The following is a 25,027-nucleotide window of genomic DNA, read 5'->3' on the forward strand; positions in this document are numbered from 1 at the left end:
CCCCATCAGAACTTCAACCTGCCGTAACTTCACAACAATATCTTCAGGTTTGGGGCGCTTGATAGCCATCTATGGTCCTCCGGTTTCCTAACTATAGGCGTGGACCACTTCAAAGGGGGAGGCTCAATACGATCTGATTATTGACGAAAATACAGAGCATCCCTCTCAAATTTTGATGAAGATACTACAGGAAGATCAATCGTTTATTCAAACTGATCGCTTTAAACAAGCTTTGAAAATCTTTCGACGGGATTTGGTGCGAGATGCTGTATTATGTCAGGATATTCGCCCATGGAATATTTGTGTTCAGAAACGATCAAACGGAGATCTCAAGCTCATTCTGATTGATGGTGTTGGACATAATAAGAAGCAGTGGTTTGACGGCATCAAGCCATTTATTCAGCTCAAGATGATTTATTACTTCTTTAGCAAATACATCTATCCGGAAAATCGACTCCTGCAATTTTACAATAATCGCCGTAAGAACTATTCTTGGAAGCCTGGCCCTTTGTTCTCTAAGAACACAGATATCAAGGATGAAGCCGATCCAAGTTCATAGATTTCGGAACTCTCAAGATGCCACTTCAAAGAAAAAACTATCTCTGCATTCCTGAGGCAGTTGGTCCATATGTACATGCTGTGGCCCATCAGGGGATATTGCATATCTCAGGCCTGACTGCCTTTGCAACCAAGGCTCAGGCGCAGGAAACAGATCTACAGGCGAGAGAGATTGTCTCTCAAATTTCCGCAATTGCTGAAGAACAACGCGTTAGCCTCGCGAACCTTGTTAAGGTGACAATCTTTGTTACTGATTTGTCAGCTTTAGGAGAGCTGCGCTCAGTTCTGGCTAATGCTTATGGTGATCACCGTCCTGCGAGTTCACTCGTAGAAGTTCAAAAGCTCTTCCATCCTGATCTCAAGATTGAAATTGAGGCGACATTAGCACTCACATAAAGCTAAGAAACTTGCTCTGGTTGGTAAGTTGAGGCATTGTGCGCTTCAGTTTTCTGAACGGATGGAGTACTATTTGATCCCAATAGACGTACTGGCTGGTTTTTTCACTGTCACTGTTTTGCTGGCATTGGCACCTGGTCCTGATAATATTTTCGTGCTGACACAGTCTGCAGTGTGTGGTCGTATTGCGGGTATTGCGGTGACGCTTGGTCTTTGCACCGGCTTGATTATTCACACGACGGCTGTGGCGCTCGGTGTATCAGCGATTTTTCAGGCATCCGAGTTAGCGTTCACTTTCGTCAAGGTGCTAGGTGTTGGATATTTGCTTTATCTTGCATGGGGAGCCTTCAGAGCGAAGCCTGAGCCGGTGCAACAGAATAAAGTCGATCATTCTGCTTTGATCCCTTTGTATCGTCGCGGTGTGATCATGAACATCACCAACCCAAAGGTTGCGATCTTCTTCCTATCGTTCTTTCCGCAATTTGTTGATCCTGCTTATGGTCCTGTTATGCCGCAGTTCTTACAGTTGGGGGCAGTATTCATGCTCTCTGCAATTCTGGTCTTTGGTTCAGTCGCCGTCGCAGCAGGTGCCATCGGCGATCGTTTGAGCAAGTCTGTAACTGCTCAGAAAATTATGAACCGGATTGCCTCTGTCGTCTTTGTCGGAATGGCGCTGAAATTGGCAGCTGCGACCAGATAACATCGGATACAGATGCATCAGATACCAAAAAAGCCGCTGAACATTTTCAGCGGCTTTTTTATTGCAAATTCTTTCTGTTCTTACTCAGCAGGCACCATTGACGTGTCCTTGGAAAAGCGCTTGTTGCCGCGTTTTTCGCGGAACGTATCAGCACTTGTCTTTGCCAGCATAATCACCGGAATGATGCCCACCAACACGATACACAAGGCTGGCAGAGCAGCATCTTCAAACGCTTCACGAGAAGCTGCGTTGTAAACCGTTGTTGCAAGTGTCTCGAAATTAAACGGACGCAGAAGCAGCGTTGCAGGCAGCTCTTTCATGCACTCCACAAAGGAAAGTAGTGTCGCGGAGAGAATGACTGGCTTCATCAACGGCATGTGAACGCGGCCAAGGGTGCCCCACGCGGTCTGTCCCAGGCTCCGAGACGCCATATCATAGTGCGGGGTAATTTTGCCAAATCCGCCATCTATCTGTCCGTATGACATAGCCAGAAAACGGACGACATAAGCGTAGATGAGCGCTGTACCTGATCCAATCAGAAGCAACCCAGTGCCAAACCCAAACAGGGCTTCAAAACCCTCTGAGATCATGTTGTCCAATGCTGCGACGGGGAACAGAATACCAACGGCCAAAATGGTGCCAGGAACAGCGTAGCCAATTGAGGCCACCCGGCCCAGTGTCGTGGTTACTCTGCTTGGGAACAGGCGGTGACGATAGGCAAGGGTCAGGCTGATGCCGATAGAAACAGCAGCGGCCACAGCAGCCAGCCAAAGAGTGTTGCCAGCAGCAGCCCAAAGGGCAGGTTCAAACAGATCTTCCACACGGCGGCTTGCACGGCTCAGGAGCAACAATGACGGAAAGACAAAGCCCAGAATGATAGGCAGCGCACAGACAGCCACAGCAACCCAGCCTCGCCAGCCTCTCAGTTCGTAGCTCGGCAAAGCGCGATAGGTACCCGTTGTCTGGTGAAAGCGCTGCTTGCGACGGCCATAATACTCGATGAACATCAACGCCAGCACAAACACCAGCATGATTGTTGCGATCTGAGCTGCTCCCGTCAGATTAGAACGATTGAGCCAAGTGTCATAAACAGAGAAGGTGAGCGTCTGCACACCGAAAAAGGATACTGCTCCAATGTCGTTCAGGCACTCCATCAGAGCAAGCGTCACACCAACCACAATAGCAGGCCGAGCCAGCGGTAAAGCAACCTTCCAGAACAAGCGAAATGGACCGGCGCCGAGGGTACGGGACACATCCAGAGCGCAAGCTGACTGAATAAGGAATGAGGCGCGCGCACTCAGATAAACATATGGGTAGAGCACAAAACCCATAACAAACATGGCACCACCAAGAGAGCGGATCTCAGGGAACCAGTAGTCACGAGAGGTCTTGAAACCAAAGATATCGCGTATCAGACCTTGCACCGGACCGGTGTAGTCCAGCAGTTCGACATAAGAAAACGCGATAATGTAGGTCGGGACTGCAAACGGCAACAGCAGTGCTAGATCAAACCAGCGCCGCCCGGGAAAACGGCACATGGTAACTAACCATGCTGTGCTGACCCCGACGACAAACACGATTACACCAACACCGACCATCAGCTGGAATGTGGTGGCAATTGAACGCGGCAGAATTGTTGAGACAAGGTGCGGCCAAAGGTTGCCCGAAGACCCCATAGCCATAATTACAATTGCAAGAACCGGCATCACAACGAGGCCGGTCAGAAAGTAGGTCCCAAACGCAAGAAGCCGCTCCCCTCGAGAAGAGGGGGCGGCGGTTCTGTATTGTGGCGATCCACTATGTCCGTGTCTGGATGTCATGGAATGGCTTCAACTCAATTTACCTGTTGGAACTTAGCTGGATGGACCGTTATCAAAGCCAACGATATCAACCAGCTCACTAGCTTTTGCGCGTTGAGCAGCAATCTCGTTGAGAGGAACTTCATCAGCTTTGAAGGAACCCCAGGACGCAACCAGTTCAGATGGTGCGATGCCAGGCTCTACTGGATACTCGAAGTTCTGTGCGGCATAGATAGCCTGCGCTTCATCGGAAGCGAGGAATTCCATCAGCTTTACAGCGTTGTCTTTATTCGGAGCATTCTTCGCCAGAACCATGCCGGAGATGTTCACGTGAGTGCCACGACCTTCGGTGTTCGGGAAGAGAATGCGAACTGACGCTGCCCAATCCTTCTGTTCAGGATCTTTCTCGTTGGTCTGCATTTTACCCATGTAATAGGTGTTGCCCAATGAGATGTCGCATTCGCCAGCGAAGATGGACTTAACCTGTGCGCGGTCATTGCCGGTTGGCTTACGAGCGAGATTATCACGAACAGCTTCCAGCCACTTCTGTGTCTCAGCTTCGCCCTTGTGAGCAATCATGGAAGCGATCAGACCGATGGAATAAACGTGTTGACCAGAGCGGGTGCAGAGACGGCCTTTCCATTTTGGATCAGCAAGCTCTTCATAGGTGATGCTGTCTTGAGCAACACGATCTTTGGAAGCATAGATGACACGGGCGCGAGTTGTCAGACCGAACCAGTGGCCTTCAGAGTCGCGCAAGTTTGCTGGAATGTTGCCATTGATGACGTCGCTAACGACTGGCTGGGTTACACCGAGGTCTTTAGCACCCTGCAAACGGCCAATGTCTACAGAAAGAAGAACGTCAGCTGGAGAGTTCTTGCCCTCAGCCTTCATACGCTCACCAAGACCTTTCTTAGCGAAAACAACGTTTGCTTTGACGCCGGTCTCAGCAGTGAATGCATCGAGAAGTGGCTTGATCAATTCTGGCTGGCGGTAAGAATAGATATTCACTTCGCCTTCTGCCTGAGCTGATGCGACCATACCGGTTGTACCAAGTGCAAAACCAGCTGCTGTTAGCCCAATTCCCTTAAACAACGACTTCATCGGAACATCTCCTGAGTGATCTTGTACGCGTCTGCAAACGCTTGTCATTTGCCGTTATATCGGAAACTTGACTTTCTCTGTCAACTAATAAACTGCGTGAAAACAATGGGGTAGAACTATTCTAAACTGTAAAATTCAGCTTTTAAGGCGCTATCCATCTGCAATTGCGAATGATTTTCAATTGCGGCTTATGTCAACCTCACGGGAAAGTTTACTGAAAAACTCAGAGTTGTTGAAAACAAACGGGTCTGGAGGGAGTGCAGTACCTGCATTCATATGCAGAAACGATTCCAATTTTAAGGAGTTGGAGTGTCTCCTTGCAGCACTCGTGCCATCCAGATGCGGTTCATGTTTTGCCCGCAAAGGATGAAAGAAGCCTTTTTGTCTTGCAGATTGGCACGTTCTTTTGAAAGACCTGCCAGGCCAGCTGCTGCAGCACCTTCGCACGCATTGTGTGTTGTGCGATAGAGCAGGCGGATTGCTTCTGCAATCTCATCCTCGCTGACACGAATAATGCGCTCAGCGCCTGATCTGATTAAGGCAAAAGCTTCCCGGGCAGGCCCCCGCACACAAATCCCTTCAGCAAAGGTATTGGCTGACGACGTGAGTGTATATTCACCAGCTTCAATAGAGCGTGCGCACCCGTCCGCCTTTTCCGCGACCACGCCGATGATCTTCGTCTTCAGGCCAAAGAGGTCACGCACAGAAATTAGTCCGCATATGCCAGTGCCTAAACCAACAGGCACATAGATGGCATCCAGATCCTTAATCGCACGGAAGATTTCAAGCGCGTAAGTCGCGGCTCCAAGAACAAGGTCATAATCAAAACCGGGGGAGAGCACCTGCTTAGAATCCTCGGCCATCTGGCAGGCGAACGTATGGGCTTCTTCAAAGTCTTTGCCGTGCTCTATCAAAAATGCACCGTAGCTTTGGATGGCCGATGTCGTTTCTTTGGAAGTGCCTTGAGGAACAACAATTGCTGCTCGTTGGTGCAACATCTTTGCTGCCCACGCCATACCCAACCCAAAGTTACCGCGTGTGGCTGCAACAAAGCTCGTGGAGCTGACATGCCGTTGTGATTGGCGTAGGAGATAAAGCAAGGCGCATCGGGCCTTGAACGATCCGGTAGGCGCATGGTTCTCGTGCTTGATGAAAACCTCACAGTCCAAGGCGTCATTTAGCAAGGGCCAGCTGTAAAGCGCTGTCGGCGCCATACGGCGCCGCAGTTCCTGCGATGCATCTTCCAAAGCAGCCAGTGTGAGCATGCAAATCTCCTGCGATGGTCAGGCTACCACAGGAGCGCGTTATTCGGCGAGAACTCGCTGCGGTGGGAAAGTGACTTCTGCCAGCGTACCCTCATCCTCTTCAGAATTTATTGAAAACGAAGCACGGTTCGCTTCCACGAGGGCTTTGGTTAATGGAAGACCAAGACCAGACCCTTCTGTTGAAGAAGAGGCATTAAGGCGGCGGAACGGTTGAAGCGCAGCTTCAAGATCAGCCTTCGACATACCGTGGCCAGTATCCCGAACGCGCAAGCGCACTTCACCATTCGGATCAAGCACAAGCGAGATAATCACCTGACCGCCGGACCGATTGAACTTGATGGCATTGGACAACAGATTCAGCGTGATCTGGCGCAGCGTTTTCGGATCCGCCACAATCTTTGGAACAGACAGAGGCGTACTGGCGCGAATAATTACGCGCTGGTCATTCGCCTGAGGTTGCAGCAGTGCCACGCATTCATTGATGATGTCGGCTGCAGAAACAGCTTCAAACGCCAGATCCATCTTGCCAGCTTCAATCCTGGCCAGATCAAGCAGGTCGTTGATCAGTGTCAGCATATGGGAGCAGGAGCGATGGATATCGCGGGCATACTCTTTGTAACGCACATTCCCAAGCTCACCAAAACGCTCTTCCTGCATCACTTCTGAGAACCCGATCACCGCATTCAGCGGCGTGCGGATTTCATGGCTGATTTTAGTCAGATACTCAGACTTGTGAGTGTTGGCTTTCTCCGCCTTGTACCGGGCACTCACCAACTCTTCTTCAGCTCGCTTGAACTGCGTGATATCGCGCAACACAGCACAGAAAAGTTGCTCGTTTGCGTGGCTGACACGCCCCATGCTTAGGAAAGTTGGGAAGATATCGCCGTCCAGTGTTTGGCAAATGACCTCACGCCCGTCATTGAGCACACTGGAAACGCCATTGGCGACCAATCCATCCAGATAATCCAGCGCTGCAATGTGGCTCTCATCTGCAAGGAATGTCGTAAATGGAGCACCCAAAAGATCATCTTCGCCGACATTAAACAAAGCTTCCGCCGATTGATTTGCACTGCGGATGATACCGCGCTGATCCATCACAAGAACGCCATCTGTCGCAGTTGCGAGAACAGATTCCAGCTCTTCAATGCGTGTGTGCAAATGTTTGACTAGAGTTTCGGAGCCAGTCGGAGCCTGAACGTGAGCCGAAGCTGCAGGTGCATCTGCTTCACCCTGCATCTTCTCCACCACAGAGATCATGAGCGCTTGCGCACCATTCCAAGGCACAGCATGCATACGCGCATCAACGGAAAGCACACCACCTTCTGCGAGCCGTACGTGTACTATACGGTCTACAGTTTGAGAGCTCGGAGTAGGGCACTCTTCCGGTTCTGCAAAGATTGCCTCAAGGCCTCCTGCTTCATTCAATCCTTCAAAGCGCTCGTAACCAAGCAGCTCCAGCAGGGTGTCGTTTGCATAAACAACATCGCGGTCGCGAACAACGGCAACCCCAATCGGAAGTCGATCCAGAAGGCGCGGATCGATCGGCGCTACAATCGGTTTGTCTGGAATACGTCCAGTCTTTTCGCGAGCGCGTTCAGCAGCTTCTTCAATATCTGGTGGAACGCGTGGCAGAACCACATGGGTTACGTTGTCCTGCTTTGGCTCAGCTTCAACCTCAACGGTTTCATCACGTGCCGCTGATTCTGCAGGTAACGGAATAATGTTGTCAGTTTTAGCCGCAGTCGCAGGCTTTGGTTCCTCGTGGAATTCCGTCTCCACAACATCAGTTTCAGCTACCGCGAGAGCTGCTGTCTCTTCGGGTGTAGCAGGAACTATTTTTGCGGTTTCAGCTTGTGCCGGAACAGCAGCTTGCTCATCTTTCTTCTCAGCACCCAATGCCCGCGCAATCTTGTCGAAGGCATCTCGCTCTGGTTTGGAAAGTCCAACATTCTCTCTTGGAACAGGATGCATATCTACCAGCCGAACAATGCTGTTGGTCAATTCCGCAAGGCTGCGTGGACCAGTTCTGACTTTCTTTTGTGGCGCATCCGGCAAGTTTGCTATGGCGCGTTCAAAATCGTCTTTACTGGTAGGCTCCGGAATTGGCGGAGCTGCGCTCACCTGTTCTGCTGCCTCTGGAGGGGCATCCTCAATCTCAGTAAGATCCTCTTCAAAAGCCTGTAGATCAGAAACTGCAGGCACTTGCTCAGCAGCTTCCGGAGCAGACTCGGCCTGATCAACTATTTCTGGCTCAGAAATATCCTCTGGCTGCGCTTCGACCACAACGGGAGCGGCAATCTCAAGAGGGTCTGTCGGATCGCGAAGGACATCAGCATCCGTCAGCTGAAGGAACCCCTCATTCTCCTCAATAGCAATTGCTTCTTCGTCATGAAGAAAGTGCAGTCCATTTTCACCTGACTGCGTGTCTGATGCAGGTAGATTCGGTTCTGGAGGAAGGTTGATATCAGCTCCAGTGTCTGTTTCAGGTTCAAGAGTAGCCGTGACTACCACCTCTTCAACCGGAGCAGTCTCAGAAGAGGTTTCCGGCTCAGGATGTTCGGCACTCTCAACGACTTCTTGCTCTTCTTCCTCTGCATCCTCCCTGAAATCAACGATCAACTCTGGAATCTCAGGTTCACTCTGTAAGAAACCTGGGGCTGTAATGCCATCAACCAGCGGTGCCTCAACAATTTCCGTTACCTGATGTGTCTCAGCCTCGGAAAGTGCTTCGATTGGTGCGGCGTCTCCCTGCACAAATCGTTCAGGCTGATCGTGCTCAAGCGTCAGCCCTACATCAGGTTCACTGACCGGAGATTCTGTCTTTGCCGATTCAGAGGTAGCTTCAGCGCCTTCGCTTTCCTCTTTCAAAGAGGCACGTAATTTGATCAGGACTGCAAGCGGATCAACAGGTTCATCAGATTTCTTTGCATCGACGCTGCGGATAACCCCAAATCCGCGCAAGCCATCATACTCACCTGATTTTGTTTCTACTGGCTGAGCAGATAAATCGAGAGGAACAACCTTATTGGAATTGCAGGCGGGCCAAAGTAGTGTTGCACCGCTGACGGCACGTTGTTTTTTAATCGCCTTCGAAATCGCCGGGACCTTACCAATCCTCATCTTTTTGCGGACAGCATCGAAGGGGAGGCCGATCAGAGCGGCATCCTGTGGGCCTAATAGCTCGGCGAACTCCTTCGAGAAGCTACGAAAACAGCCGTTTCGGTCCAGCTCCCAAGTGAAGCGGATCGGCCGTTGTCGGCGTTTGAAGACAAAGTCAGCCACGAGCTCGGTCCCTACTCTGAAGGTTTCCCAAGAAGGGGTTGGTTGAGAAACGCAATCTACTCTCTTTCACAGGCACCAAGACTCAAAATTGGCGGTGCAATCAAATGATATCCGGTTTGAAACGGGCATGTAAGCGACTTCAGCAGTTTTGCTGTAAGCTTACTAAAGAAACCTGCCTCAATTTATCAGGGGTGTATTTTCCCAATTATAGCCCCACTCTACTTTATCTGTAAGCTTTGAAAAACCAGAGCCTGCCATTTATGGCAACCCACCCACCGGCATTTTCAAAAGCTAAATCCTGATAAAGGCTTAGAGTTTAACAAATGAGCGCCGAACTTCGCATCTGTCAATTCCAATAGATACAAGCCACCCAATTATTCACCCCACAATTCCTGTATACTTAAAGTACCGTAAACTGCACTGCTCGTTTAAGCTCCTATTTTCTTTCCCTATGGTTAAGTATAGCATTGCCACATCAGAGTAAACGAGTTGCAAATAGGGGAGGGAATAGGCCCTTTCCACAGTGCGAATGAAACCTTAATCAACAATGGTGGAGGCTTGAGCATGGCAGATACAAAAGTTCCTTTTGAAGTTTCGGATCAAATGCGTGAATTTGCTGATCGAAGCATTGATCAGGCACGCAAGGCTTTTGATAATTTCATGGATGCAACCGAAAATGCGGTGAGCAGCATGGAAGATGCATCAAGCACAATGCATGTGGATTCCTCAGACATGCATCGTCAGGCCCTTTCATTTGCTGAGCAAAATGTGAATTCCGCTTTTGAATTAGCGCAGCGCATGTTTCAGGCGCGCGATATGGAAGAGCTCGTAGGCTTGCAGCAAGAGTACTTGCACAAGCAGATGGAGCAAAGTGGAGCACAAATGCGTGAGATGGGTGAAAAGGCCTCCCGCGCTGTAAAAGACGCAGCAAAGAAAGCATGAGACTTTTGAGGAACCCTGGTTTTAAGGGGGCTGAGTCCTGCCCCACTTAACAGTGGAATGAAGCGTATTGGCGCCTCGTTCGAGAGGTGCCATTGAAACCCACCGCTGCAAATTCACGATTTGCACCACCAGAATAAAAAAGTTTTCTTCTTCGTTTCAGCAGCTTAAGCACGATCGATATTGTTGCGCCGCAAAATAATGTTGCAATGCACAAAATAGCTCCTATATTAATCTCAAGTTGACCTAAGGGGAGACAGTTCTCTCCCTCTTGATCCTTTATGTTTCTCCCAAGACGATAAGGAGCAATCCAAATGACTACTGCGAAAATTGATACTGCTAAATCCGAGAAGAAAACTGAACAGGCTGCTCCAAAAGCCGCCAAGTCTATAGAGAATGAGGTGTTTGCAATGAACAAGATGGAAGTGCCTGCATTTATTCAGGAAATGACCGAAAAGAGCGTTGATCAGGCGCGTGAAGGTTATGCCAAAGTGAAGTCTGCTTCTGAAGAAGCATCTGCAATGCTTGAAGAGAGCATGGAAGTGACACGTGACAGCTTCATGGAAATCAATCTGAAAGCTGTCGATGCAGCGAAAGACAATTCCGAAGCTGCATTCTCTCATATTCGCGACATGTTCGGTGTGAAGAGCTTGTCTGAAGCAATCGAGCTTCAGTCTTCTTACAGCCGCAAACAGTATGATGCGATGAGCCAACAGGTGAGAGAGATGCAGGAAACTGCAACGAAACTTGCAACCACGATGTCTCAGCCTGCAAAAGAAGCTTTCGACAAATCTATGAAAGATATGAAGCTGGCATAATTCCGGCTAAATTTTTTCAAGAACGTACATATCCTCCCGATTGGATTGCACAGCAATTTGCAACTCATACGGGAGGATTTTGCGTTTAAGCCTCTGAAAAACAGAGTGAAACCACCTAGTTAGAGTGTGTAACGAGCGGTTTTTTATCAGTGTTGTGGACTTTTTTCATTTTGATGTTCCAAGGGACTTGCCAACCTCAAAAATTGTACCTATGTTCCGCGCCACTGGCAAGCAGACGTAGCTCAGTTGGTTAGAGCGTCGGATTGTGGCTCCGAAGGTCGGTGGTTCAAATCCACTCGTCTGTACCATCTCTTCTTAAGGCTCCTTAGTGAGATAGTTGAGATCATCTGCTTCGCCAGTTCTTTTCCCTAGTTCCTTGAAAAGACTGGATCATTCCTCAGGTATCTGCTTGGGAATAAGAATGGTATTTGCATTCCTTTCAATAACTTCCCCAAGCCAGAACGCGCAATCGGATTGCTCAAAGAGATCCTCATAGGTTGTTTCGATGTTCGCACCCTGCAGGACATTGAAGTTTGATGGGTTGCCGATTTTCGGCCAGCTCCACAATTTCCAGTCTTTGGATGGTCCCTCTGTGGGTGTCTTTGCAAATTGCGCCCAAAGCGCGTTCATCTTCACAGCAAGGTCTTTGTCTTCTTGTGTCGCGTCCGGTGGCATAGTGTTGAACACGAACGGCAATTCCGAAGCATGGCAGGCGTTGTCCCACTGGTTGTGTGGGCCGCAAACATTATTCACCTTCGGGTTTGTAGGCGGTTTTTCCATATTCTCGACAGATGTCTGCGCAAAGAAATAGAGCCACGTGTTATCGCTCGGCTTTTCCCGCTCGCTGTTGGCGGACATAGTAGGGCAGGTGAGCACTGAGTTCCCAATCAGGTTGGAAAGAGCCGTGGCCGGTGTCTTTGGGCGCAAGCCATATGCAGCAGGAGTTTGTGCACCATATCCAGTACGGCCTACAATCAACATTGGGTTTTCGTAATCCCGACCCAATATCCCATTGAAAGTTACAGCGTTTAGCTTCCCGGTCGCGTCAATGGTGTTCGCGAACAGAACGCCTTCGTTCTTGTTAAAGCCCAACATCAAGGGCTTTTCATTACCCTTTTCCATCTGCACATTGGGCTGCTCTTTTAGGAAACTGCCATCGATGATGGGGGAAAAGGCTATGCTGCCAGGCAGGGCGCTCAGGAACACTCCTTTTTTGAAGAGCGTATCCTGAAGCAAAGCCTGAGCCAGAAGAATTTGTCGCGTATTCGCTTTCTCAAGATCATCAAGCTGTGCTGTTAATGCACATTCATCCGAGTCTGGATTGCGAATGACAGCTCTCAGGCATTTTAGATAGAAGTAGAAGAGGTCACGCCCTCCCTCTTTGTTGCGATACTTATAGGCAGATGCGCTGCTTTGCATGATGCCTGCGCGGAACAGATCCTGAGAGCTATCAGCGCTGAACATATGCAGGCCAACAGCCATCGCGCCGGAACTCACACCATAGATCGTGACCTGCTCAGGATCTCCGCCAAATGATGAAATATGCTTCTGCACCCACTTCAGTGCAGTCTGCTGATCCTGCAAGCCGTAATTGCCACCGTTGGAAGGCTCTTGTCCGGTGATCCCGTCAGTCGCAAGAGTGCCGAGAATGCCAAGGCGGAAGTTGACGGTTACGAGCACAATGTTCTGATCAGCAGCAAAAGACTTGCCGGAATAAAGCTCAATGATCTCTTTATTAGCAGCGTGATAGGCCTTGTCTGCTCCTCCAGCCATAAAACCACCACCATGGAAAAACACCATGACAGGCAGTTTGCTGAGGTTCTTGATAGCGTCAGCCGGTGCCCAGATATTCATATAGAGGCAGTCTTCTTCACCACGCAGCTGATCTTTGGGATTCCAAATCGGTTGCGGGCAACGAGCGCCGTACTGCAATGCCTCGTAGCCGTTGGGCTCATACTCATCAAACACACTGGAAGGCTGCCATCGGGTCGCTTGCCCATACTGCACGCCCTTGAACACGCTAAGAAGCTGGCTTCCGGCATCATCAGCTTTTCCGCAAAGGATCTTCTTATTACTGAGAGTGATGCAGGGCTGCTCAGGCGGTGCTGGTTGGTCAGGGGCAAAAAGCAGTTGGTCATCTGCATTTGGGCTTTGAGCAAATGACCACGTCATGCTGAGAATGCTGAATGCAAGGACAAGCACCGTTTTCATGGAACCCCACCTTCTTATTTGTTTTTGGGCTTCCTTCAGTGTTCATCTTTTAGGAAAAAACGGCGTTAAACAGCATGCTTTAAATTGCCTTGCGGAAATTGTGGCAAATTTTAGAGTGTCAAAAGGCTTTGTTTAATTCAGTGATGATTTGTGTGACTGCCATCACAAACCAAAGAAAATGGCTGTTTTCAGCGACAAATCCGGTGGAATTCAAGGACACACTCCTATTGGGCACTTGTATTAGGCGCTCAGTGGCTTTTGATAGGGTTAATGTTCGATAGGGAGACAGATTCATTGTGATTCATCTGTCCCCCAAAAATTACGATGTGAGAATTTTAAATGAAAAAACTGATGCACGCCGCGTTTGCTATTGTTCTCGGCCTTTCCGTTGCAGCATGTACGACAACCAATCCATACACGGGTGAGTCCCGCGTTTCCAAAACTGCAGGCGGTGCAGGCCTTGGTGCAGCCACTGGCGCAATCATCGGCGCAATCGCTGGCGGTAAAAGTGCTCGTGTTGAAGGTGCACTCGTTGGTGCAGCTGCAGGTGGTCTGATCGGCGGCGGTATCGGTAACTATATGGACCGTCAGGAAGCTCAGCTTCGTCAGCAGCTTCAGTCCTCTGGTGTTTCCGTAACCCGTAACGGCAACCAGATCGTGCTGAACATGCCAAACGATGTGACTTTTGCTGTTGGTCAGGCATCTCTGTCTTCCCGCGCAATGCAGGTCCTCAACAGTGTTGCTCTGGTGGCGAAAGAGTTCCAGCAGACTCGACTGAACGTTTACGGCCACACCGACAGCACCGGTTCCGCTCAGTTCAACCTGCAGCTCTCTCAGCGCCGTGCAGACTCCGTCAGCAACTACCTGTATAATCAGGGTGTAAACGGTGCACGCATCTCCGCAGCAGGTTACGGCCTGACCAGCCCGATCGCGTCCAACGCAACTGAAGCTGGCCGCGCGCAGAACCGCCGCGTAGAAATCGTCCTGTCTCCTCTGAACTAATCTTTCAGACAGGCAAAAGTTTTAGAACGCGGTCCCTTGCTGGGGCCGCGTTTTTTGTTAGTCTCCCGCCGTAAATAGGGGAGGCTGGCACATGACTCAGGACAATCTGGCTGCATCACATTTCCAGAATGCTGGAGAGAGTTACGCAAAGTATCGCCCAACCTATCCTGACGAGCTTGTTGAGTTTTTGGCCTCACAATGCCAGCAGCACAATCTGGCTTTGGATGTTGGCTGCGGGAATGGTCAGTTCAGTAGCATGATCGCCAAGCACTTCAGGCAAGTGCTTGCCACAGATGTCAGTGCCTCTCAAATCGAAAACGCAGCACCTGTTCCAAACATTCGCTTTGCAGTGGAACCAGCAGAGCACTGCTCAGCTGAAGACACGAGCCTCAATCTGATCGTCGCTGCACAGGCTGCACATTGGTTTGACCTGGCCAGCTTTTATGAGGAAGTCAGGCGTATTGCTGCGACAGATTGTGTGCTCGCACTCGTCAGCTATGGTGTTCTCTCCATCAATGATGCCGAATGCAACGCCCGCTTTCACCAGTTCTATTACGATGAAATTGGTCCTTATTGGCCACCAGAGCGCCAGCACGTTGACAACGGATACGCCAGTTTTGATTTCCCCTTTCAGGAGCTGGAGTATCCGGAGATGTCTATTGAGCGGGATTGGACGCTGGAGCACTTCCTCGGTTACGTGCGCACTTGGTCCTCTGTCAAAGTAGCAGCAAAGGCTGGCAAGCAAAGCCTGATGGAAAGCTTTGCAAAAGAGCTGACCAGCCTTTGGGGAGATCTACAGCAACCCCGCAAGATCAGTTGGCCCATCGCAATGCGGCTGGGCCGTCTCTGAGCAACAGCTGCTTTATAGGCTGCTAGGCCATCGTGTGTGTAGGTCGTCAATCTTGAACTCATGCACGTGGCTCTTGCCTACTTTGTCGACGCCCTTTGACCAATGTGGATCATTGTCTGGCAGGTCCTCGTGGGAATGCCGCAACTTCTTTGCATCCTTGCTCGGCCACAGCAGCATTGCTGCGAAAACACTGATCCACGCCAATACCGCCATGAAGAGAAAGCTGACCGGAATGCCCAGACGAGCGCCAACCCAGCCAGCCATTGGATAACCAATCAGCCAGCATATATGGCTGAGCGCAAACTGGCTTGCAAACACTGACGGAAGATCTCCACCTCTCGCAGAGCGTCGTAAAACCCGGCCAGAGGGTGTTTGTGCTGCAGAATAGCCAAGGCCCATCAGGAACCAGAGCGGAAGCAACTGCGTAAAGCTGCTCAACATAAATCCGAAGCTGAGGCAAACGGCCATGACACTGGCGCCCAAGATCATGACGCTTCTGTCTTTAAAACGCTCCAGAACTTTAGGAAGGCTGAGCGCTGTAATCATGGAGCCAGCACCAAAACAGGCTAGAGCAATGGCAACGTCATCAGCTTGCAGGCCAAACGTGCCTTGTACAATCACCACGGTGTTCACAATCACCATAGATCCACCTGCCGCAACAGCCAGATAAACAGCCAACATTCCGCGCAAGCGAGGGGTGCTGAGGTAAATGCGGGTGCCTTGCGTCATGCGCTTGATGGTGCGCTGGTTTTTGGCCGGTTTGAGCTTTGGCAAAGTCACCGAAACAACGAGAGCTGCAGAAGCAAGGAAACCGATCACCGTGCCACTAAACAGACCATGAAAATTGATCACCAACAGCAAGCCAGCCGCAATCGTCGGGCTGAGCAGATTTTCTAGATCATAAGCAAGGCGGCTCAAGGATAGAGCGTTGGTGTAGTCTTTCTCCTCCGGCAGCACATCAGGAATGACGGCTTGAAATGCGGGCGTGAAGGCAGCGGAAGCGGACTGCAGCACAAAGATAAGCAGATAGATCTGCCAGATCTCAGTTACAAACGGCAGGGCAAGAGCAACGACTGCACGGATGAGATCCAGCCCCACCAGCACAGCACGTCGCGGCAACCGTTCAACAAACGCAGCTGCAATCGGGGCCAGCCCAACATAGGCAATCATCTTGATCGCAAAGGCAGTTCCAAGCACTGAACCGGCGTCTTCTCCGGCGATGTTAAATGCCAGAAGACTTAGGGCGACAGTGGCAAGGCCAGTACCAAACAAGGCAATGACTTGAGCAAGAAACAGGTGGCGATAGGTTCGGTTCGCGAGTACGGACAGCACGCGGAAACTCCTTTGGCTTCTTGTTTTCTTGAGTTGACTATATCCCCCTAGAGGTAACGGGAGATTGCTTTGAACTCTTCAATCGTCTGTTCGGAATTTGCATCCGGATTGTTGACCGTGTCATCAAGGCAGTGGTCCAGATGATCGTAGATCAGGGTCTTCTTTGCCTGCATGACAGCCTTCTCAACCGCATGAAGTTGCTGGGCTATTTCCACGCACGGGCGACCATCTTCAATCATACCAATAATGGATTTGAGGTGCCCATCAGCGCGTTTAAGGCGATTAACAATTCCCGGATGGGACTGGTGTGTGTGCTTTTCAGTCATATCTCGCTTTTATCCCCCTAGGGGGATGTTGCAAGACGGCTGAATTTGGCAAATGTGCAGTTAAATCATTTGAATAACCCTTCGTGGTATCTTCCGCCCTATATGGATAACGGCAAGGTGGCCTGAAGACCTGAGGAAACGAGGGCTTGCTCACCAACGCAAAATGCTGAAACTGGCTTTGATTGACGGATACGCACTGCCAAAAAGGCGTGCCAGGAGAATGACGTGCCGGATAATTTTGTTTTTGCAGTGGACACGGATGGCGGTGTTGACGACGCCATCGCGGTCATGATGCTCATTGGCTCAGGCAAGAAGATAGATTTCATCACGACCACATTTGGCAATGTCGATCTGGAGCAGGCAACAAAGAATATTCTGGACACGCTCGCCATCTGCAATGCAGATATTCCGGTCCATAAAGGTGCATCTGATCCAATTTCTGGTGAGCGTATCGATGCGGTTTATGTTCATGGACCAGACGGATTAGGCGGAGTGGAACGCCCCCAGCACCTCCTGAGGCATTCAGGTGAGACAGCACACAATGCTCTCCGGGATGTTCTGCGCAAAGCTGCACTCGGTGGGCCAAAACTTCAGATCTTGACCATTGGACCACTCACAAATCTGGCAGAAGTTTTGCGCGAGGAGCCGGATCTGGTCGAAGGAGTTGATCGCATCTGGTCTATGGGTGGAACCTGCCATGGACGCGGCAACGTTACGCCTGCCGCTGAGTTCAACATCCTCTGCGACCCGGAAGCGGCAAAAGCAGTGTTTTCGCAGGCGATCAACACAACGCTCATTCCATGGGAACCAAGCCTCCATGATGCCCTCCCGGGGGATGTGGTCGATGGTATATTTGAGCGTTTGGGAGATACGATCCCAGCCAAGTTTGCAGAGCATATGTGTACGTTCATGCGAGAGCGTGGCAAGACGTGGTACCACGAAGACCTTCTCATCCTGCCTGATCCATTGGCCGCTGCTGCCCTGTTGGACTCTGAGGTCATAGCCCGAACCATTGTTTGCGGCGTACTCGTTGAAACAGGTGGAGAGTTTGCCCGCGGTGCGACTATTCTGGATCACGAGGGTAAAACGCAGGCACCTATTATCGGCATCATGGAGCGGGCAGACCGCCCTAAAGTGGAACGTATATTGGAAGGAACACTGGCAGCGCTTGCCTCGCGCCACCAGTGAAAACATTAGAGCAGCAAGGACCATGCAGTTGCTGCAAGCATCGCGACTGCCATAGCTATTGTGATGCCGCGCATCAAAGCGCCTTCGCCAATCACCTTAAGAATTGAAACCCCAACCATTGCCCACACACTGTGAGAGATCATTCCGCCGATCAAAAAGCCAGCTGTCAGGATCGCCGCATTCTCATAAAGTCCCATACCATTGGCCGCGAAGAAGCTGGTAAACGCCACCAGGCTCATTGCCCAGGTTTTGGGGCTAAGTGGATGAATGAGCAAACCTTCCCAAAATGTCGGCAAGCTAACTTCGCCCTTTGGCTTGATGTTCAGCTGCACAATGCGCCAGGCTAGGTATGTCATGTAGGCCATCGAGGCAAATTTGAAGGCATTGACCATCAGCCCCCCGCGCGCCATTAATTGCCCCAGTCCGAAAGCCACACAGAGGTTGAGCAGGAGGCTGCCCAGCTCTGCCGCTATGATAACCGGAAAGGCAGTGCGATAACCCGCGCTGGCACCAATCGCCATGAAGGTGAGGTTTCCCGGCCCCGGAGTGCCGGTCATAATGGCTACAAAAATCGCGAATGCGCTGAGCGTTGCCCAATCCATATTGTTATTCCAGTCAATTGATACAATCTACACGATGTGCTAAATTATTGTATCGATCGTATCTATCAATCTCTTTATTGTTATGAATACAATGTGGAAGCCTGACCCAAACAAGCTCTCAAGCCCAAAATACCTAAGTATTGCAACGGCTTTGGAACAAGACATCCAAACTGGCCGCCTTGTGGAAGGTGACAAGCTTCCGCCTCAGCGCGAGCTCGCCTATCAGCTTGGAGTAACGCTTGGTACAATCACGCGGGCTTATGCCGAGGCTGAGCGTAGAAAACTGGTGCGTGGAGAAACGGGCAGGGGCACATTCATTGCCAAGACAGCAAATGTGCATTCACCACTGATGCTGATGCCAAATACAGAAGGCATTCAGAGCTATGATTTAGCTCGCAACTTGGGTCTGGCACACCTCAACCCGGATCTTGGCCAAATACTCAAGCAATTGAGCAATGACCCTCTGGTCAACTCACTGAATGAATACGGTCCGTCTGAGGGGACGTTCTATCATCGGGAGATAGGCGCGCAGTTTCTCTCAGAGTTCTATGGCGCGCCTGCGAATGCCAACCAGACACTCGTTACATGTGGGGCACAACATGGCATTCAGATCGCCATGTTAGCCATGTTCAACCGTGGTGATGTCGTTGCTGTAGATGAGATGATCTATCCGCCTATTCTGTCTGTGCTCCCGGCTCTGGGCCTACAAATTGTACCCATTGAAGCCGAACGGGATGAGAACGGGCATATGGGGGCTATGTCTGCTGATGCATTGGAGGAGGCTTGCACTAAGCATGACATCCGTGGCGTCTTTTTGATACCAAACGCACAGAACCCGACAACTCATACGCTGAGTAATGCCGAGCGCCAGAGACTGGCAACTGTGATCGAAAAGCACAACCTCACGGTTATTGAGGACGATCCCTATACGCCCTTCATTTCCCGCAAGCAGAAGAGCTTTCTTGAGCTGGTGCCAGAGAACACTGTTCTGATCGGTTCCCCCTCCAAAGTCATGTCAGCTGGGTTGCGCACTGGCTACATCCATGTCCCGGGTAATGTCAAAACAGCCTTTGCCAACGCCATTGGTGAAAGCACATGGATGGCAGCTCCGCTCAACGTGGAGATTGTGTCCAGATGGATTACAGGTGGGGAACTGCAAGAAACGCTGCAGAGAAAACGAGAAGTTCTGAGGCAACGCTATCTGCACATCAAAGAGATGTTTCCAAACAACGTGCTGCAAGGCGGTGAGGAAAAACTCTTCATATGGCTGCAACTCCCAGAACAGCAAAGTGCAGAATTGGTGGCGCAAGCGGCTCTTTTGAGGGGCGTGGAAGTCCTGTCGCACCGCAATTTTCAGGCAATGCCACGCACGGACATCAACGCATTGCGTGTCAGCCTGTCAACGATCGCGCATCATAAGCACTTTGAAGAAGCGATATCTCTTCTGAAAGCGTCAATCGAACATCTGGAAGTCATACAGACCCCAAGACCAATGGTGGGGTAGAGCATAAAAAAAAGCCCCCGCCTGTGTTCAGGCAGGGGCTAATCTCTGACCTAAGCCAGCATACTAAGCAAATCTTAGTATGGGCAAGCCATGTCGCTCATGTAGTCATGAACGGTGATTTTGCCGGAAATGATGTCTGCGCGAGCTGCTTCAACTGCTGCTTTCATTTCTTCGCTAACCAGTGGAGCGTTGTTTTCGTCCATTGCGTAGCCAACACCGTCTTCAGCAAGGCCAAGAGACTGGATGCCGGTGGTGAAGTTGCCTTCTTTTGCATCCATGAATGCATTTGCAACCGCAACGTCAACGCGCTTAACCATGGAGGTTAGCACTTTGCCTGGAGCCAGATGGTTCTGGTTGGAGTCAACGCCGATGAACTTCTTGTCTTCATCAACAGCTGCCTGAAGAACACCAAGGCCGGTACCGCCAGCAGCAGCAAAGATTACGTCTGCGCCACGTGCGAAGTGAGACTTAGCAAGCTCGCCACCTTTAACCGGATCGTTCCATGCAGCTGGTGTAGTACCAGTCATGTTTGCGAAGACTTCACCGTCTTTGTTGGTGGTCAGTGCGCCCTGCTTGTAACCACAGGAGAACTTGGAGATCAGCGGAATATCCATGCCGCCCACAAAGCCAACCTTGCCGGTCTCGGATGAGAGCATTGCCATCATACCAACAAGGTAAGAACCTTCCTGCTCTTTAAAGACAACAGAACGTACGTTTGGCAGATCTACAACAGAGTCGATGATAGCAAAGCTGACATCTGGGAATTCTTTAGCAACTTTTTCAACTGGAGCAGCCTGCGCGAAGCCCATTGCAACGATTGGGTTCATGCCACGGCGCGCAAAGTTGCGAAGAGCCTGCTCACGCTGGGAAGCGTTGGAGATCTCAAATTCGCGATACTCGATACCGGTCTCAGCCTTGAAAGCCTCAGCACCATTATAGGCAGCTTCGTTGAATGACTTGTCGAACTTGCCGCCCATGTCAAAGATAACTGCAGGCTTAAAGTCCGCTGCCATAGCAGTTGTGCTCATTGCTGCTGCCAATACTGCAGTTGCAGCGATGGTTTTGATGGATTTCATACCCATTCCTCCGTTATATCCCAATGGGAAATCTTCACGTTGCCCCGTCACCAAGTCCGTCTTCACCACTAAATCCCAACCTGGAGACTCACCTCATTGAGGTGAACGTCTAAGTGCATAACTTCCCCTGCGTAAGTCCAGCTAAGTGTTAGCTTGTCCTTAATTATGCGCTTATAGGTTGTCCAAAACGATCAGGCATGTTGAAAACAGTTATGTGTACGGTCTTTAGTTGGACACATGCCGGTGGTAGGATCAAGGTTAAAATGCGAATAAATATATCAGGACTGCAAAAATTTTCAGTTATCCGCCAATTTGGCTACTTTTATTCGTTAGAAAGATCAAAATTGCTTAGTGAACATGCAGGAGTTTGGGGTGTTCGAATCATTTATTGACAAGGTTAAATTCAAAACCAGAAAAGCCGGGCTATTACTTGGCGCTGGTCTGGTGTTGCTAGGCGTATCTTCTGCTCAAGCCGCAACCTGTGGCGATACAGGGGCAGGCTTTGACCGCTGGCTGTCATCCTACAAAAAGACGCTCCAGTCCCAGGGGATCTCAAAAGCAACGTTAAACAGGTCTCTGAGTAGCGTAACTTATAACCGCAAGGTGATCGGTTACGACCGGAATCAGAAATCTTTCAAGCTCAGCTTTAAGGAGTTCTACAAGCTCCGCGTCAACAACGCCCTCATAAACAAGGGCCGTAGATTGATGAAGAAACACGACAGGCTTTTCACGCGTATAGAGAACGAATTTGGAGTTCCTCGTGAGATCATCACCGCCATCTGGGGCCTGGAGACTGGTTACGGGCGTGGCATAGGCAATATGAGCACCATACGCTCTCTGGCAACTTTGGCTTATGATTGCCGCCGTGCTGATTTCTTCCGCAATGAGCTCTATCATGCGCTGCTCATCGTCCAGAAGGGCGACTTGAAGCCGAGCGAAATGAAGGGAGCTTGGGCAGGTGAGTTGGGCCAGACCCAGTTCCTTGCATCCTCCTACATCAAGTTCGCGATTGACTACAGCGGTGATGGCAAACGGGATCTGCTATACAACACCTCAGATACTTTGGCTTCCACCGCGCACTTCCTCATGTCTTACGGTTGGCGGCCGGGTCAACCTTGGGGACCGGGCACACCTAACTACGGGGTGATCCGCTCTTGGAATCGTGCTGGCGTATATGTCAAAACAATCCAGATCATGGCTGAAAAACTGAGCAAGTAATTCAGCCTGAGAATTACAGAATAGGCCGCTGAGAATAAAACTCAGCGGCCTATTCTGTATGAGTGATGACTGCTAGTCAGCGCGGTTAATTAGTGCATTGAAGAAATTGGTTTTGAGAGCAAGTGCCCTTATCGGGTCCGCGTTGTTGCCTTCAGCAATGTTGGGAGCCATTACAATTCCAATGTTTCGTGCATCCATTTTATTCTTCGATTGATGTTCGAGCACCATCGTTGAAAACTTGATAGCGTCTTGAACCATTTCGGGTAACTCATTTACCGGTGGCAAGTTTCCGGGTCCCGGTAGTAACGAAAGGGGAAGATCGAAGTCTCTCATGAAGGCCAACATTTTTGCAGATTCAGTATTTGTCAGGTTATCTCTCAGATTTTGCTTGAAAACACTTGTGAGGTCGTGTTCTGAAAAGCTTTCAAAATCCACGGAGTGTCGAGCGGCAATCAGCTGCTGAATACTAGCCCGTTGACCAGGTACACGAGCTATCCCCACGCTCTTCAGCAAATCTGGGTTCTTTATAAAGTGCTGAATGATGTTCTTGTTTTGCTCTTCAGCTTCTTGTTTACGCTGTTCAGCGAAGTAGACGCCTGCCGAGATCTGCTTTGCAGTCAAACTGTGTGATTTTCCATCCGTATAACCGCAGGCTTTGCAAGCATACTGGTAAGCCTGACTACCCGACCTTTTGCCGTATTCGTTTTGCAGTGCAGTACGAAAAGTGCCTTGATCGACTGTTTTTCGAGTATGATCAACTGTGTGCTGCTTAACCCAGGAAACCACACGCCCCAAATGTGTCGTTTGGGTTTCCCGTTTTGCTAAGCTGCCATCAGTGATAGTTAGTTTCTGATCCCGACCGACAAAATCAGAGATACCTTGAAAAATGCTCAGATTAATTGCTGTCATACTCTCATACCCAAAGTTTCAAAAGAAGGTTCAGCGATAACAGGCGTAGAGTGTTGCCAGTCCATTTGAAGAGGTGCGGTACTGTTCAGTCGTTCATGCCAGGCGGCAGATGTACTGATGAACAGATCCAGCTTTTCCTGCAGCGTAAAAGAGGACTTATCGGCAATGCTAACCACCTGAGACAGATTGATGTGATCTGTCGCCGGATCAAGGTTGAAGCTCATGCCGTGTCCGTGTGTGAGGACACAGTTTGTCTGCATGAGAGCCTGCAGCTTCTCCAGGTCACTGCAAGGCTGCGTGCACAGCACGGCATTGAACAAGAGCGTCTGTGTCGAATCGCGCCACTGCACGTTCATAAAGAGCTCATGCTCCAGCCCAAGCAAGAGCGTGTTGTCTTCATTCAAAGACAGACCATCAAGGCCAATCCTTCGCCCGATCTCGTTAAAGAGTTCATCTAGTAGTTGATGCATGACTTTCTCAACTTTCCTGAAGCAGACAAACCTTGCGGCTTAAACACTTTCTGCTGTTAAAATCAGACTAGCATTCCTTTTGCGACAATCCTGTTCTGGCCATCAGTAAGCCGACAGACAGTTCCGGCAAGTAGCGCTTTCAATATGCGAGCTTGGATGGATTTCAGATTGTTGCAGTCAGTGCCGCCCTGAACGTCGGCCATCGACAAGCTGCACCACATGATCAGCCTCGTGGTACACCAGTTCTGGTAGACTACCTATCTTGCGAATACCTGTGATGTCTCGGTTTGCGTTATGCATCGTGTTTCCCCTCAAATACGTTGCTTAAGAAGAAGTTAGCGAGTCATCAGTGCCTGCGATGTGCTGAAAGAAACAATCTATTTGAAAATGCAAATAAAAATAAAGTGCTGGAAAGCTCAAGATATTTTGAACTTGAACACCACTACAAATAACAAAGGCCCCGAAGATGTTTCGGAGCCTTATCTATAAATCGATTGCAACTGTATAGGTGAGCCAGAGACAAAGAATGTTTGTCTGGCTGGCGCAGTGCCTTAACCGTTCAGGGCTTCAAAGAGCGGCGGTTCTTCGTCCAGTCCCATCAGGCGGCGCGCGGCGGTCAGGGTATTGCTCATCAGCATTGCGATGGTCATTGGCCCGACACCACGCGGAACTGGGGTGATAGCAGCTGTGTGACCGAGTGCTTCATCAAACGCCACATCGCCCACCAGGCGGGTCTTGCCTTCGCCTTTTTCAGGCGCTGGAATGCGGTTGATGCCCACGTCAATAACAGTCGCGCCCGGCTTCAACCAGTCGCCTTTGATCATCTGCGGGCGTCCCACTGCAGCGATAACAATATCTGCAGTACGAACCACATCAGGAAGATCTTTGGTGCGGGAGTGAGCAATCGTCACTGTGCAGTGCTCTTGCAGCAGCAGCTGAGCAATCGGCTTACCAACAATGTTGGAACGGCCAACGATTACAGCGGTTTTGCCGGAAAGGTTGTTGCCAAGTGCTTTCTTTGCCAGCAATACGCTGCCAGCAGGGGTGCATGGCACAAGCGCACGGTCCGTATTACCGCTGCCCAGCAGGCCAACATTGATCGGATGGAACCCGTCGACGTCTTTCTCAGGCTTAATGAGATCGAGGACCTTATTCTCGCTGATGTGCTTCGGCAAAGGCAACTGAACCAGAATACCGTGAATGGTGTCATCTTCGTTCAGTGATGCGACAAGAGCCAGAAGCTCTTCCTCATTCACATCAGCTGATAGCGTGTGTGTGACGGAGTTGAAACCACATGCTTTTGCGGTTCGGCCCTTGTTGCGTACATAAACCTGACTGGCAGGGTCTTCACCCACAATCACAACAGCCAAACCCGGCTTTATACTTGTCTCAGATTCAAGGCGTGCGACACGTGCAGCAATCTCGTCAGTGACAGATGCAGCAATGGCTTTGCCGTCGATAATAAGAGCCTCACTCAT

At 50.2% G+C, this 25,027-nt stretch carries 23 protein-coding genes and 1 tRNA gene; 11 read left to right on the plus strand and 13 right to left on the minus strand.

The genetic code is table 11. The features are described from left to right. Positions 1–139 precede the first annotated feature (139 nt). The 3 genes from PsAD37_RS05480 to PsAD37_RS05490 all read left to right on the plus strand — a co-directional run bounded on the left by PsAD37_RS05480 (position 140) and on the right by PsAD37_RS05490 (position 1,654). Positions 140–559, plus strand: a complete 420-nt coding sequence (locus tag PsAD37_RS05480) for a YrbL family protein (protein WP_275078307.1) — start codon at positions 140–142, stop codon at positions 557–559. Between the two features lie 17 nt (positions 560–576). Further along, positions 577–954 (plus strand): RidA family protein, encoded by a 378-nt coding sequence (locus tag PsAD37_RS05485; protein WP_063295290.1) that lies wholly within the window; start codon positions 577–579, stop codon positions 952–954. A 73-nt stretch (positions 955–1,027) separates the two neighbouring features. Then, a complete protein-coding gene (locus tag PsAD37_RS05490; RefSeq protein WP_063295348.1) occupies positions 1,028–1,654 on the plus strand; it encodes a LysE family translocator in 627 nt (208 codons plus the stop codon). An 80-nt stretch (positions 1,655–1,734) separates the two neighbouring features. On the opposite strand, the gene PsAD37_RS05495 is transcribed toward PsAD37_RS05490, so the two are convergent. From PsAD37_RS05495 to PsAD37_RS05510, 4 genes are all read right to left on the minus strand, one after another. Beyond that, positions 1,735–3,360: an iron ABC transporter permease gene (locus PsAD37_RS05495; protein WP_063295291.1), complete on the minus strand. Its 1,626-nt coding sequence runs from the start codon at positions 3,358–3,360 to the stop codon at positions 1,735–1,737. A gap of 147 nt (positions 3,361–3,507) precedes the next feature. Beyond that, positions 3,508–4,557, minus strand: coding sequence for a Fe(3+) ABC transporter substrate-binding protein (locus tag PsAD37_RS05500; protein ID WP_063295292.1), 1,050 nt, complete (start codon positions 4,555–4,557; stop codon positions 3,508–3,510). Between the two features lie 296 nt (positions 4,558–4,853). Further along, on the minus strand, positions 4,854–5,822 hold the full coding sequence (locus tag PsAD37_RS05505; RefSeq protein ID WP_063295293.1) for a threonine dehydratase: 969 nt from the start codon (positions 5,820–5,822) through the stop codon (positions 4,854–4,856). A 39-nt stretch (positions 5,823–5,861) separates the two neighbouring features. After that, the gene (locus PsAD37_RS05510; RefSeq protein ID WP_063295294.1) at positions 5,862–9,104 is read right to left on the minus strand and encodes a PAS domain-containing sensor histidine kinase; all 3,243 of its coding nucleotides are present in this window, start codon (positions 9,102–9,104) and stop codon (positions 5,862–5,864) included. 564 nt (positions 9,105–9,668) lie between these two features. Between PsAD37_RS05510 and PsAD37_RS05515 the strand changes: the two genes are divergently transcribed. The 3 genes from PsAD37_RS05515 (at position 9,669) to PsAD37_RS05525 (ending at position 11,169) form a co-directional block, all read left to right on the plus strand. Beyond that, a complete protein-coding gene (locus PsAD37_RS05515) occupies positions 9,669–10,046 on the plus strand; it encodes a phasin family protein (RefSeq protein WP_063295295.1) in 378 nt (125 codons plus the stop codon). Positions 10,047–10,357: 311 nt separating this feature from the next. Then, entirely contained in the window at positions 10,358–10,861 is a 504-nt protein-coding gene (locus PsAD37_RS05520) for a phasin (RefSeq protein ID WP_063295296.1), read from the plus strand. 231 nt (positions 10,862–11,092) lie between these two features. Next, positions 11,093–11,169, plus strand: a tRNA-His gene (locus PsAD37_RS05525). Positions 11,170–11,251: 82 nt separating this feature from the next. On the opposite strand, the gene PsAD37_RS05530 is transcribed toward PsAD37_RS05525, so the two are convergent. Then, a complete protein-coding gene (locus tag PsAD37_RS05530; RefSeq protein ID WP_063295297.1) occupies positions 11,252–13,072 on the minus strand; it encodes a carboxylesterase family protein in 1,821 nt (606 codons plus the stop codon). 339 nt (positions 13,073–13,411) lie between these two features. Between PsAD37_RS05530 and PsAD37_RS05535 the strand changes: the two genes are divergently transcribed. Together PsAD37_RS05535 and PsAD37_RS05540 are read left to right on the plus strand one after the other, a co-directional pair. Beyond that, on the plus strand, positions 13,412–14,074 hold the full coding sequence (locus PsAD37_RS05535; protein WP_063295298.1) for an OmpA family protein: 663 nt from the start codon (positions 13,412–13,414) through the stop codon (positions 14,072–14,074). A 91-nt stretch (positions 14,075–14,165) separates the two neighbouring features. Next, positions 14,166–14,924 carry a class I SAM-dependent methyltransferase gene (locus PsAD37_RS05540; RefSeq protein ID WP_063295299.1) on the plus strand — a complete coding sequence of 253 codons (759 nt, stop codon included), beginning with the start codon at positions 14,166–14,168 and terminating at the stop codon, positions 14,922–14,924. A gap of 12 nt (positions 14,925–14,936) precedes the next feature. Here the strand turns inward: PsAD37_RS05540 and PsAD37_RS05545 are convergent, their stop codons facing one another. Continuing rightward, a complete protein-coding gene (locus tag PsAD37_RS05545) occupies positions 14,937–16,256 on the minus strand; it encodes an MFS transporter (RefSeq protein ID WP_063295300.1) in 1,320 nt (439 codons plus the stop codon). Positions 16,257–16,303: 47 nt separating this feature from the next. Next, positions 16,304–16,582, minus strand: coding sequence for a metal-sensing transcriptional repressor (locus PsAD37_RS05550; RefSeq protein ID WP_063286897.1), 279 nt, complete (start codon positions 16,580–16,582; stop codon positions 16,304–16,306). 225 nt (positions 16,583–16,807) lie between these two features. Here PsAD37_RS05550 and PsAD37_RS05555 point away from each other — a divergent pair, with 225 nt between their 5' ends. Beyond that, entirely contained in the window at positions 16,808–17,770 is a 963-nt protein-coding gene (locus PsAD37_RS05555) for a nucleoside hydrolase (RefSeq protein ID WP_063295301.1), read from the plus strand. Positions 17,771–17,775: 5 nt separating this feature from the next. Here PsAD37_RS05555 and PsAD37_RS05560 read toward each other — a convergent pair whose 3' ends face one another. Further along, complete coding sequence (locus PsAD37_RS05560) at positions 17,776–18,372, minus strand: LysE family translocator (RefSeq protein WP_063295302.1); 597 nt, start codon at positions 18,370–18,372, stop codon at positions 17,776–17,778. 91 nt (positions 18,373–18,463) lie between these two features. Between PsAD37_RS05560 and PsAD37_RS05565 the strand changes: the two genes are divergently transcribed. Beyond that, the gene (locus PsAD37_RS05565) at positions 18,464–19,876 is read left to right on the plus strand and encodes a PLP-dependent aminotransferase family protein (RefSeq protein WP_063295303.1); all 1,413 of its coding nucleotides are present in this window, start codon (positions 18,464–18,466) and stop codon (positions 19,874–19,876) included. 74 nt (positions 19,877–19,950) lie between these two features. Here the strand turns inward: PsAD37_RS05565 and PsAD37_RS05570 are convergent, their stop codons facing one another. Next, positions 19,951–20,952, minus strand: coding sequence for a BMP family protein (locus PsAD37_RS05570; protein ID WP_063295304.1), 1,002 nt, complete (start codon positions 20,950–20,952; stop codon positions 19,951–19,953). Between the two features lie 351 nt (positions 20,953–21,303). On the opposite strand from PsAD37_RS05570, the gene PsAD37_RS05575 reads away from it, so the two are divergent. Beyond that, the gene (locus PsAD37_RS05575; protein ID WP_153039678.1) at positions 21,304–22,170 is read left to right on the plus strand and encodes a lytic murein transglycosylase; all 867 of its coding nucleotides are present in this window, start codon (positions 21,304–21,306) and stop codon (positions 22,168–22,170) included. 72 nt (positions 22,171–22,242) lie between these two features. On the opposite strand, the gene PsAD37_RS05580 is transcribed toward PsAD37_RS05575, so the two are convergent. The 4 genes from PsAD37_RS05580 to PsAD37_RS05590 form a co-directional block, all read right to left on the minus strand. Further along, positions 22,243–23,079, minus strand: coding sequence for a hypothetical protein (locus tag PsAD37_RS05580; RefSeq protein ID WP_063295306.1), 837 nt, complete (start codon positions 23,077–23,079; stop codon positions 22,243–22,245). Next, positions 23,076–23,549: a type III secretion system chaperone gene (locus PsAD37_RS05585; RefSeq protein ID WP_063295307.1), complete on the minus strand. Its 474-nt coding sequence runs from the start codon at positions 23,547–23,549 to the stop codon at positions 23,076–23,078. Before PsAD37_RS05585 ends, PsAD37_RS05580 begins: the two co-directional genes overlap by 4 nt. Before the next feature lie 177 nt (positions 23,550–23,726). Further along, positions 23,727–23,849 carry a hypothetical protein gene (locus PsAD37_RS29365; RefSeq protein WP_275078306.1) on the minus strand — a complete coding sequence of 41 codons (123 nt, stop codon included), beginning with the start codon at positions 23,847–23,849 and terminating at the stop codon, positions 23,727–23,729. 251 nt (positions 23,850–24,100) lie between these two features. Beyond that, on the minus strand, positions 24,101–25,027 hold the full coding sequence (locus PsAD37_RS05590) for a bifunctional methylenetetrahydrofolate dehydrogenase/methenyltetrahydrofolate cyclohydrolase (protein ID WP_063295308.1): 927 nt from the start codon (positions 25,025–25,027) through the stop codon (positions 24,101–24,103).

Source organism: Pseudovibrio sp. Ad37 (assembly GCF_001623075.1).
GTDB lineage: Bacteria > Pseudomonadota > Alphaproteobacteria > Rhizobiales > Stappiaceae > Pseudovibrio.

Excerpts from the sequence above, each read along its gene's own strand:
- PsAD37_RS05485 (WP_063295290.1), top strand. The coding sequence starts at position 577 with ATGCCACTTCAAAGAAAAAACTATCTCTGCATTCCTGAGGCAGTTGGT.
- PsAD37_RS05495 (WP_063295291.1), bottom strand. The coding sequence starts at position 3,360 with ATGCCGGTTCTTGCAATTGTAATTATGGCTATGGGGTCTTCGGGCAAC.
- PsAD37_RS05500 (WP_063295292.1), bottom strand. The coding sequence starts at position 4,557 with ATGAAGTCGTTGTTTAAGGGAATTGGGCTAACAGCAGCTGGTTTTGCA.
- PsAD37_RS05505 (WP_063295293.1), bottom strand. The coding sequence starts at position 5,822 with ATGCTCACACTGGCTGCTTTGGAAGATGCATCGCAGGAACTGCGGCGC.
- PsAD37_RS05515 (WP_063295295.1), top strand. The coding sequence starts at position 9,669 with ATGGCAGATACAAAAGTTCCTTTTGAAGTTTCGGATCAAATGCGTGAA.
- PsAD37_RS05520 (WP_063295296.1), top strand. The coding sequence starts at position 10,358 with ATGACTACTGCGAAAATTGATACTGCTAAATCCGAGAAGAAAACTGAA.
- PsAD37_RS05530 (WP_063295297.1), bottom strand. The coding sequence starts at position 13,072 with ATGAAAACGGTGCTTGTCCTTGCATTCAGCATTCTCAGCATGACGTGG.
- PsAD37_RS05535 (WP_063295298.1), top strand. The coding sequence starts at position 13,412 with ATGAAAAAACTGATGCACGCCGCGTTTGCTATTGTTCTCGGCCTTTCC.
- PsAD37_RS05540 (WP_063295299.1), top strand. The coding sequence starts at position 14,166 with ATGACTCAGGACAATCTGGCTGCATCACATTTCCAGAATGCTGGAGAG.
- PsAD37_RS05550 (WP_063286897.1), bottom strand. The coding sequence starts at position 16,582 with ATGACTGAAAAGCACACACACCAGTCCCATCCGGGAATTGTTAATCGC.
- PsAD37_RS05560 (WP_063295302.1), bottom strand. The coding sequence starts at position 18,372 with ATGGATTGGGCAACGCTCAGCGCATTCGCGATTTTTGTAGCCATTATG.
- PsAD37_RS05565 (WP_063295303.1), top strand. The coding sequence starts at position 18,464 with ATGTGGAAGCCTGACCCAAACAAGCTCTCAAGCCCAAAATACCTAAGT.
- PsAD37_RS05570 (WP_063295304.1), bottom strand. The coding sequence starts at position 20,952 with ATGAAATCCATCAAAACCATCGCTGCAACTGCAGTATTGGCAGCAGCA.
- PsAD37_RS05580 (WP_063295306.1), bottom strand. The coding sequence starts at position 23,079 with ATGACAGCAATTAATCTGAGCATTTTTCAAGGTATCTCTGATTTTGTC.
- PsAD37_RS05585 (WP_063295307.1), bottom strand. The coding sequence starts at position 23,549 with ATGCATCAACTACTAGATGAACTCTTTAACGAGATCGGGCGAAGGATT.
- PsAD37_RS29365 (WP_275078306.1), bottom strand. The coding sequence starts at position 23,849 with ATGCATAACGCAAACCGAGACATCACAGGTATTCGCAAGATAGGTAGT.
- PsAD37_RS05590 (WP_063295308.1), bottom strand. The coding sequence starts at position 25,027 with ATGAGTGAGGCTCTTATTATCGACGGCAAAGCCATTGCTGCATCTGTC.